Raw genomic sequence first — 9,416 nt, 5'->3', positions numbered from 1 at the left:
CCTGTATTTTCCTCCTCCACAAAAGGGCCCCCCCCCCCGCCCCTATCCCCCCCCCCCCGACGACACCCCGCCTCGCCTCCTTCCCCGCCTTCTTGCCAGCCCTGCCGGCGGCGGCGGGCGACCTCGACGCCCGGATCGGCGAGAAGCTGTTCCGGCGCATGTGGGTCAGCGCCCCCACGGTGACGCACGCCAACGACGGGCTGGGTCCGCTCTACGACGCCCGCTCCTGCGCCGCCTGCCACCCGGCGGCCCGCCAGGGGCGCCCGCCCGATCCCGACACCCCGGACGACCGCGGCGTCGGCTACGCGCTGAAGCTCAGCGGCGATCCGGTCTACGGGCGGCAGATCCAGACCAACGCGGTGCTCGGCTTCGCCATCGAGGGCAAGCCGTCCCTGAGCTACCGCGAGGAGACGGTGCGCTTCCCCGACGGCGACACGGCGACGCTGCGCCGGCCGGTGGTGACCGTCACCGACCTCAATTACGGGCCGCTGGCCGAGGCGACGGCGATCTCGGCCCGCATCGCCCCGTCCGTGCGCGGCATGGGCCTGCTGGAGCGCGTCCCCGAGGCCGACATCCTGGCCGGCGCCGATCCGGAGGACCGCGACGGCGACGGCATCGCCGGACGCCCCAACTGGGTGGCGCCGGAGGGCACGCGGCAACTCGGCCGCTTCGGCTGGAAGGCCGTCCACCCGACGCTGCACCGCCAGAATTCCGAGGCCTTCAGCCTCGACATCGGCATGTCCACCCCGGCCTACCCAGAGCCCTGGGGCGACTGCACCCCGGCACAGACCGAGTGCCGGAACGCCCCGCACGGCGATTCCCCGCAGTATGAGGGGCTGGAGATTCCCTCCACGGTGATCGGGCTGATCGACGGCTACCTGCGCACCCTGCCGCCGGACGGCGGGCTGGAGGCGCCGCGCGACACGGCGGGCGGCGCGCTCTTCGCCGCCACCGGCTGCGCGTCCTGCCACCGTCCCTCCTTCACCACGGCGGAGGACGCGGCGCACCCGGCGCTGTCGCGCCGGACGATCTTTCCCTACAGCGATCTGCTGCTCCACGACCTGGGCGACGATCTGGCCGACGGCGTGGCGATGGGCGAGGCGCGGGGCCGCGACTGGCGCACGACGCCGCTGTGGGGGATGAGGCGGCTGGCCGACTCCGACGGCACACTGGCCCTGCTCCACGATGGGCGGGCGCGCAGCGTGACCGAGGCCATCCTGTGGCACGGCGGCGAGGCGGACAAGGCGCGCGGCGCCTTCATGGCCCTGCCGCGCGGCGACCGCGAAAAGTTGGTGCGTTTCGTTCTGGGGCTCTAAAGTCCACACGGTTTGAATGGCATAGGTGATGAGATGCAACGCCGCCGCATGATCGGCCTGATGTCGGCCGCCGCCCTGTCGATCCTCCTGCCGGGCAAGCTCGCCCTGGCGGCGCGGGAGCCGGCGGGGGACGCCGCCGTGCTGGGCGGGCTGGTCCGAACCCACGCTCTGCCGCGCTTCGACGCGCTGGCTTCCGCCGCCGGCATCTACGCGGGGCGGCTGGACCAGTTCGCCGCGGCGCCGACGGCGGACGGGTTGGAGAGCTGTCGCGCCGCCCACCGCGCCGTCTACGACGCCTGGGCCGGCGTCCAGCATCTCCGCGCCGGGCCGCTGTCGACGGAACTGCGCGCCGACCGCATCGCCTTCTGGCCGGAGCGGGCCGGGGTGGTGCAGCGTCAGATCCTCGCCATGCTGAAGGCCCGCGATCCCAAGCTGCTGGAGCCGGGCGGGCTGGCCCGCCAGAGCGCCGCGGTGCAGGGGCTGACCGCTCTGGAGCGGCTGCTGTTCGACGAGGGCGTCACCGCCGCGTCGTTCCAGGGCGACGAGGCCGGGCGCTTCCGCGGCGCGCTGGCCGCCGCGGTGGGGCAGAACGTGCTCGCCATCACCCGTGAGGTCCGCGACGGCTGGAAGGCCCTGGAGGCACCGTTGACCGCCGGGGAGCCGACCGCGCTCGGCCCCGACGCCGGGTCCGCGATCAACGTCCTCTTCACCGGGTCGCTCACCGCCCTGCAGGTGGTGGCCGATCAGAAGCTTCTGGCGCCGCTCGGTCCCAACGCCGGGGAGGCCAAGCCGGCGGTGGCCGAGGCGCTGCGCAGCGGCCAGTCGGCCCGCAACGTCCGCATCAACCTGGAGGCGCTGCGCGCCCTGCTGCTGGGCGAGGGCGGCGGCCCCGGCCTGACCGCGCTGCTGCCCGCCGGCGATCCCGGCGCCCAGGCGCGCCGCGCGCTTGAGGACGGCTTCACCGCCGCGATCCGCGCCGCCGAGGCGATCCCCGCGCCGATCAACGTCGCCGTCGCCGATCCGGCCAAGCGCAAGACCGTGGAGGCCACCCTGCAACGGGCGAAGGACCTGCGCAACCTGCTGACCGGCACCGTCGCGCCGCTGCTGGACATCAGCATCGGCTTCAACGAACTGGATGGAGACTGAGCGATGGATGCGACCCGCCGGGGCACTCTGCTCCTGATTGGTGGCGGCCTGCTTGGTGGCAGTCTGCTTGGAGGCGGTCTGCTCGGCGCCCTCCTGGGGCCGGCGCGGGCGGAGACCGCGGGGGGCACGCTGTTCCTCAACGCCTACGCCACCGCGGCGGCATCACCGGAGTATGGCGTGGCGGCGCTGGACGGGGCGGGCGGCGTGCGCTTCACCACCCCGACACCGGGCCGCGCCCATGGCGTCGTCCCCCACCCGACGCGGGCCGAGGCCGTCGCCTTCGCCCGCCGGCCGGGCCGTTGGGTCATGCCGCTGTCGCTGGTTGACGGGCGCCCGGGGCCGGTGATCCGCGCGCCGGACGACCGCCGCTTCACCGGCCACGGCGCCTTCTCCACCGACGGGCGTCTGCTCTACGTGGCGGAGGACGACGTGCCGCGCGAAACCGGGTCGATCGGCGTCTACGACGCGATGGACGGCTATCGCCGCGTCGGCGCGATGCCGACCCATGGGCTGGGGCCGCACGAACTTCTGATGATCGCGGACGGCACGGTCCTGGCGGTCGGCAACGGCGGCGTCATCACCCACCCGGACACCGGCCGGGCCAAGCTGAACCTGGACGAGATGGACTCCTCCATCACCTACGTCGAGGTGGCGAGCGGGAAGCTGCTCGATCAGGTGCGCCTGCCGGAGGAGCACGCGAATCTCGGCATCCGCCACATCGCCGCCCTGGCCGACGGCGGCATTGCCTTCGGCGCGCAGGACGAGCGGCCCGTCGGCATGCTCCAGCCGCTGACCGGCACGCACCGTCCGGGCGGCGGCGCGGTGCGCCTGTTCGAGACTCCGGACGACGAGCTGTCCCGCTTCGAGGGCTACATCGGCAGCGTCGCCGCCGACAAGGGCAAGGTCGCGGCCAGCTCGCCCAAGGGCGGCATCATCGGGCTGTGGGACGACGCCACCGGCGCGTGGCTGGGGTCGGCGGCGCTGCCCGACGGCTGCGGCATCGCCCCGGACGGCGACGGCTTCCTGGCGAGCAGCGGGCTCGGCAATCTCCGGACGGTCGGCGCGGCGCCGGGCCTGCCGGGCGACGGGCTGCGGCTGGCCGATTTCCGCTGGGACAATCATATGACGCGCATCGCCACCTGACGCGCGTCGCCGTATGACGCGCCGTTCGTAAGGCTTCCTATGAAAAAGCGCCGGGCGGCGGCCTGCGCGGTGGCCCGCCGCCCGCCGTGCTGATAGGCTTGGGGTCACTGCCGCCAAGACACTGCCGCCGGACGCCATGATCGTCGATGAATATCTGGGGTTCCGCGCCGGGGACGAGGTTCTCGACCTTGCGGAGCTGACCGCCGGAACCGCCCGCATCAAGGAACTTCATCTCGTGCCCAGCGACTGGGCGAACGGGCCGACCGTCATCGCCGTGATGGTCAACGGCGCCGAGCGGTACGTCATCCAGCTCAAGAAGGTGCAGATCCACGCCGCGAAGGAGCCGGAGGTCCGGAACCGCCGCGTCATCCCCCTGCGCCGCGACCCGCACTGACCCGTTTCCCGTTCCGGAGGGCGCCCCGTCGTGATTCGTGACTTCTGCCGGCCCGGACGGTCTGCGCTGGTGGCGACGGAGGCCGCGGTGGCCACCTCGCACCCGCTGGCGAGCGCGGCGGCGTTGGAGATCCTGGCGGCGGGCGGCAACGCCGTGGACGCGGCCATCGCCGCCGTCGCGGTGCAATGCGTGGTCGAGCCGCACATGACCGGCATCGGCGGCGATGCCTTCGCCCTCTACGCCCCGGCGAACGGGGGCCAGGTGGTCGCCCTGAACGGCAGCGGGCGCGCCCCCGCCGCCGCGAGCGTCGAGCGTCTGGCCGGGCTGGGCGTCACCGGCGAGATTCCGCGCCACGGCGCCCATGCCGTCACCGTGCCGGGCGCCGTCGCCGCCTGGACGCGGCTGCACGCCGACCACGGGCGGCTGCCGCTCGACCGGGTCCTCCTCCGCGCCATCCGCTACGCCGAGGACGGCTACGGCGTCTCCCCGCGGGTGGCCCAGGACTGGGCGGCGGCGGTGCCTCTGCTGGCGGCGGACGAGGGCTGCCGCGCCGTCTTCCTGCCCGGCGGCCGCGCCCCGCGCGCCGGGGAACGCCACGCCCAGCCGCGGCTCGGCCAAAGGCTGCGGGACATCGCGGCGCACGGGGCGGCGGCCTTCTACACGGGGGTCACGGCGGAATCGCTGGTCGGCTTCCTGCGCGCCCGCGGCGGGCTGCACACGCTGGACGACTTCGCGGCGGCGCAGGACGGGGCGGAGTATGTGACGCCCATCGCCACCGACTACCGCGGTTACGAGATTCTCGAGTGTCCGCCCAACGGCCAGGGCCTCGCCGCGCTGATGATCCTGAACGCGCTGGGCGGCTTCGACCTGTCGCCGTCGGTCGGCGACGCCGACCGCCACCATCTGCAGGCCGAGGCGACCAAGCTCGCCTACCATCACCGCGACGTCCTGGTGGGGGAGGGCGGGGCTGAGGCTGCCGCCGCGCTGCTCTCGGCGGAGGCGACGGCGGTGCTGCGCCGCCGCATCGACCCGGCCCGCGCCCAGGCCCCCGCGCTGTGGACGGAGGCGGAGCACAAGGACACGGTCTGCCTCAGCGTCGTCGACCGCGACGGCAACGCCATCTCTTTCATCAACTCGATCTTCCACAGCTTCGGCAGCGTGCAGCTCGACCCGGCGACGGGCGTCCTCCTGCACAGCCGCGGCACCTCCTTCCGCCTGGCCGAGGGGCACCCCAACGCCTTGGCGCCGCGCCGCCGCCCGCTGCACACCATCATCCCCGGCCTGATCCGCAAGGACGGGCGCGCGGTCTGCCCCTTCGGCGTGATGGGCGGCCATTATCAGGCGGCCGGGCACGGCGCCTTCGTGTCGGCGGTGATCGACCGTGGGCTGGACGTCCAGACCGCCATCGACCAGCCGCGCAGCTTCGCCTTCAACGGCGTGCTGGAGATCGAGCCCACCGTGGCGGAGGACCCCGCGGCGGAGTTGGCGCGCCGCGGCCACGCGGTGGTCCGCCGGGACGAGCCGATGGGCGGCGGGCAGGCGATCTGGATCGACCACGCCGCCGGCCTGCTGATCGCCGGCTCGGACCACCGCAAGGACGGCTGCGCCCTGGGATTCTGAGGGGGCCTTTGGGGAGGGGCGGTTGTGCCGCCCCCCTCGCGTCAGGCGCCCACCACCGGCTCCACCGCGGCGGCGATGGACAGCAGGCGGCGGTCGGCCCCCGCAGCACCCACCAGCATCAGGCCGCTGGGCAACTCGCCGGCGCGCTGCATCGGCAGGCTGATGGCGCAGCGGTCCAGGAAGTTGAACAGGGCGCAGTTGCGCAGCAGCAGCAGGTTCAGCCGCGTAAACTCCGCGTCCTCGGCGAAGGCGTCGATGCGCGGGGCGAGCAGCGGCACGGTCGGCATCAGCAGCGCGTCGTAATCCGCCGTGGTCCGGTCGGTGCGGGCGATCAGGTCGGCGCGGCGCTGCGTCACCTCGATGTAATCGACGGCGCTCATGGTCTGGCCGCGCTCGATCCGCACGCGGACGCGCGGGTCGTAGAGGTCGCCCTTCTCCGCCAGCAGGTCGCGGTGCCAGTGGGCGGCCTCCGCCGCGGGCAGGCCGCCCTTGGCGTTGGCCGGGCCGATCTCCGCCAGCTCCGCCATGGAAATCTCGACGATGCGCGCCCCGGCCTCGGACAGGCGGCGGCAGGCGGCGTCGAAGGCGGTGGCCACCGCGTCCTCCATGCCGTCGAGGACCACCGTCTGCGGCACGGCGAAGCGCAGCCCGGCCAGCCCGACCGGCGGCGGCACCCACTCCGCCTCGCCGGCCAGGACGGCGTCGGCGATGGCGCAGCATTCCACCGTGCGGGCGAGCGGCCCGATGGAATCGAGCGACCAGGACAGCGGCAGGGCGCCGCGCAGCGACACCCGGCGCTGCGTCGGCTTGAAGCCGACGATGCCGCACAGCGCCGCCGGGATGCGGATCGAGCCGCCGGTGTCGGTGCCCAGCGCCAGCGGGACATGGCCGGCCGCCACCGACACCCCGGCGCCCGACGACGAGCCGCCGGGGATGCGCGCGGGATCGGCGGGGTTGCCGGGGGTGCCGTAATGCGGGTTGATGCCGACGCCGGAGAAGGCGAACTCCGTCATGTTGGTGCGGCCCACCACCACCGCACCGGCGGCGCGCAGCCGGGCCACGGCGTCGGCGTCGCGGCTGGCCGGGACGGCGTCCTCCAGCGCCCGCGACCCGGCCCGCGTGACGTGCCCGGCCTCGTCGAAGAGGTCCTTGACCGAGATCGGCAGGCCGGCCAGAGGCGAGGGGCGCTGCCCGGCCCGGCGCAGCAGGTCCTGGGCGTCCGCCACCGCGCGGGCCCGATCGGCGTGCAGGGCGGTGTAGGTCTTGCGCGCCTCCTCCCCCCCGGCCGCGATGGCGGCGAGGGCGGAATCGACGAGCCGGCGGCTGGTGGTGGCGCCGTCGTCGAGCTGGCGGGACAGGGTGGCGATGGTGGGCGTCGTCATGGCGGGAATCGACCGGGTTTGAAGGAGGGAAGGGGCGTCAGGCGTCGCCGGCCAGGGCGCGCAGCTCGGCCAGCCGGGCGGGAGCCAGCGGGATGCCGTCGCGCAGGGTGCGGACGCGGCGGGCGTAGCGGCGCTCGCCTGGCATGCGGTCCTGCCCCGCCTGCTTCACCTCGCCGATCAGCCCGGCGACGCGGTCGGCGAAGGCCCCGGTCCCGCCGCGCTCCGGGTCGATGACGATGAAGAGCTGGCCGGTGCAGGGCGTCTCGGCGCCGGGATGGGCCGACCAGTCGACCTCGCGCGAGTATTTGCCGCCGGTCAGCGCCGCCGCCAGCACCTCGATCATGAAGGCGATGGAGCCGCCCTTGTGGCCGCCGAAGGGCAGCAGGGCGCCGCCGTCGAGGACGGCCTTGGGGTCGGTGGTCGGCTTGCCGTCGCGGTCCACGCCGGAGCCGGGGGGGATGGTGTGCCCCTCGCGCGCCGCGATGCGCACGTCGCCGTTGGCCATGGAGCTGGCCGCCTGGTCGAACACCATCGGGTCGCCGCCGGCCACCGGGGTGGCGAAGGCCATCGGGTTGGTGCCGTAGACGGCGGCCTTGCCGCCCGGCGGAACGACGCAGGCGAAGCTGTTGACGAAGGAGAGCGCCACCAGCCCCTCCCGCGCGAAGGGCTCGACGTCCGGCCACAGGGCGCTGAAATGGTGGGAGTTGCGGATCGCCATCACGGCGACGCCGCTCTCGCGCACCATCTCCAGCAAGCGGTCGCGGGCGGCCAGGAAGGCGGGCTGGGCGAAGCCGTTGGCGGCGTCGACGCGCAGGAAGGCGGGACCGGCCTCCTCCACCGTCGGTTCGGCCCGCCCGTCCACCCAGCCGCTCTTCAGCGAGTTGACATAGCCGGGGATGCGGAACACGCCGTGGCTGGTCGAGCCGTCGCGCTCGCAGGACGCGCAGTTCTCCGCCAGGATCGCCGCCACCCGCTCCGACGTGCCGTGGCGCCGGAAGATGCGCTCCAGCAGCGCCACCAGATCGGCGAAGGCGACCGGCGTTCCGGTTTCCGTGGTCTGGGCGAAGGCCGCGGCGGCGCGGCGGCTGGGGGTCTCGTCACTCATGCTCGTCCCTTCCGGTTCTCGTGTTCTTCTTGCGGGGGCCCCGGACTCTTGCCGGTCCGCTGGCCGCCGGGCGCACCATAGCGTGCGGCGGTGGCGCGGGTGAAAGGGAATGGCGTCCGCGTGTCCGCAATCGACCCGCCGAGCGTGGGATTGAGGGGCGGGCTTCGTTTGTAATCCTGAATATGCGCAAATATAACCAACTGACTTTATTGGCGAATTGGACGGCGGTGGGGAACCATGTCGCCGGAGCGGCCGTTGTCCGGGGACGTGCTGGCCGGCGGCGCATCCGCCGGTCGCCACGGTGCTCCGGCACGGAGGAGCGGCAAATTGCCGCGGTTATCGCCACGCGGGCGTGAAAGCGCACGGAATCAGCCCTGCCATGCTTCCGGTGGGTGTTGACGGGCTGATGTTGCGGTGCACAATAAACAACGAGCAGGATGAGTTCGTAAGGTGCTTGTCCTGGATCAACGTCACGGGCCTGCCTTCCTGTCAAACAGACTGGGACAAGCAGACGCCGGTTGCAGCGGTTGAGTGTTTTGTAGAGGGGCCACGATGCGCGATCATTCCAGCCGTCACGGTGAGTCCGGTTTCGATTCCGGAGTCCTCTGGGGAACCTCCATCGCTGGCATCGCTCTGTCCGGCCTCATGGCGGTCACCTGGAATCCTGCGGACGCGTCGTCGTCCGGACCAGCCTCGGCCATCATCGACCGCGGCGCCCACCAGCTCGACCATGCCGCCTGCACGGAGGCGCTGTCCACCCTGCTGGCCCGCTTCCGCGACAACCCGGAGGTCCTGTGGGTCTGGGTGGAGCAGAGCGTTCCGTCGGGCCACGGGCTGGTCGTCCGCACCAAGGCCACCTCCGTGTCGCCCGACGCCCCGCGGCCCTATGCCTTCCGTCCCAACGCCGCCGTGAATCCGGAACAGGCCTGCGGCTTCTCCAGCAATTCCGTCCATGCGCTGTCGATGGGTGGAGTCGCCCAGCCCTATGAGGTGACCGCTCCCGATCCCTGGAGCGCGGCCGCCGGTCCGTAAGGCTTGGAGCGATCCTCGCGGAAGGCGTCAGGCTCTGACCGCCCGCCGGATCTTCTTCTGGACATACATGGCGGCGTCGGCGGCGCGCAGCGCGTCGTCGGGCGTCGTGGCGCCAGGGTCGGCGCTGACCACCCCGACGCTCGCTCCCGGATAATCGAAGGCGCAGCCCTTCAAGCGGTACCCGCCGCGGATCAGCGGCGCCACCCGGTCGCGCAGAGCGTCGGCCGCCTTATCCCCCTCGGCGCCGGGCGTGGCGCCCATGCCGACAATGATGAATT

General features: G+C 73.3%; 8 protein-coding genes and 1 pseudogene. 6 read left to right on the top strand and 3 right to left on the bottom strand.

The window, feature by feature from the left end; translation table 11 throughout:
- Positions 1-92: 92 nt before the first annotated feature.
- From GBZ26_RS22895 to GBZ26_RS22875, 5 genes are all read left to right on the top strand, one after another.
- Complete coding sequence (locus GBZ26_RS22895; RefSeq protein ID WP_174440826.1) at positions 93-1,316, top strand: di-heme oxidoredictase family protein; 1,224 nt, start codon at positions 93-95, stop codon at positions 1,314-1,316.
- Between the two features lie 33 nt (positions 1,317-1,349).
- Positions 1,350-2,462: an imelysin family protein gene (locus GBZ26_RS22890; protein ID WP_246654162.1), complete on the top strand. Its 1,113-nt coding sequence runs from the start codon at positions 1,350-1,352 to the stop codon at positions 2,460-2,462.
- 3 nt (positions 2,463-2,465) lie between these two features.
- Entirely contained in the window at positions 2,466-3,605 is a 1,140-nt protein-coding gene (locus tag GBZ26_RS22885) for a DUF1513 domain-containing protein (RefSeq protein ID WP_174440825.1), read from the top strand.
- 136 nt (positions 3,606-3,741) lie between these two features.
- Positions 3,742-3,999 carry a hypothetical protein gene (locus GBZ26_RS22880; RefSeq protein WP_035682832.1) on the top strand — a complete coding sequence of 86 codons (258 nt, stop codon included), beginning with the start codon at positions 3,742-3,744 and terminating at the stop codon, positions 3,997-3,999.
- A gap of 30 nt (positions 4,000-4,029) precedes the next feature.
- Positions 4,030-5,619 (top strand): gamma-glutamyltransferase family protein, encoded by a 1,590-nt coding sequence (locus tag GBZ26_RS22875; RefSeq protein WP_425599359.1) that lies wholly within the window; start codon positions 4,030-4,032, stop codon positions 5,617-5,619.
- 41 nt (positions 5,620-5,660) lie between these two features.
- On the opposite strand, the gene GBZ26_RS22870 is transcribed toward GBZ26_RS22875, so the two are convergent.
- Together GBZ26_RS22870 and GBZ26_RS22865 are read right to left on the bottom strand one after the other, a co-directional pair.
- The gene (locus tag GBZ26_RS22870; protein WP_174440824.1) at positions 5,661-7,001 is read right to left on the bottom strand and encodes an amidase; all 1,341 of its coding nucleotides are present in this window, start codon (positions 6,999-7,001) and stop codon (positions 5,661-5,663) included.
- A gap of 37 nt (positions 7,002-7,038) precedes the next feature.
- The gene (locus GBZ26_RS22865) at positions 7,039-8,106 is read right to left on the bottom strand and encodes an Ldh family oxidoreductase (protein ID WP_211104909.1); all 1,068 of its coding nucleotides are present in this window, start codon (positions 8,104-8,106) and stop codon (positions 7,039-7,041) included.
- Positions 8,107-8,658: 552 nt separating this feature from the next.
- Between GBZ26_RS22865 and GBZ26_RS22860 the strand changes: the two genes are divergently transcribed.
- Complete coding sequence (locus GBZ26_RS22860; protein ID WP_149167504.1) at positions 8,659-9,138, top strand: hypothetical protein; 480 nt, start codon at positions 8,659-8,661, stop codon at positions 9,136-9,138.
- A 27-nt stretch (positions 9,139-9,165) separates the two neighbouring features.
- Here the strand turns inward: GBZ26_RS22860 and GBZ26_RS22855 are convergent.
- A pseudogene (locus GBZ26_RS22855) lies at positions 9,166-9,416 on the bottom strand (diguanylate cyclase); the annotation flags it as partial.

The sequence above is a fragment of the Azospirillum formosense genome, from assembly GCF_013340925.1.
GTDB lineage: Bacteria > Pseudomonadota > Alphaproteobacteria > Azospirillales > Azospirillaceae > Azospirillum > Azospirillum formosense.
Note: the sequence above shows the minus strand (reverse complement) of the source record. Positions and strands in the feature narration are given on the sequence as shown.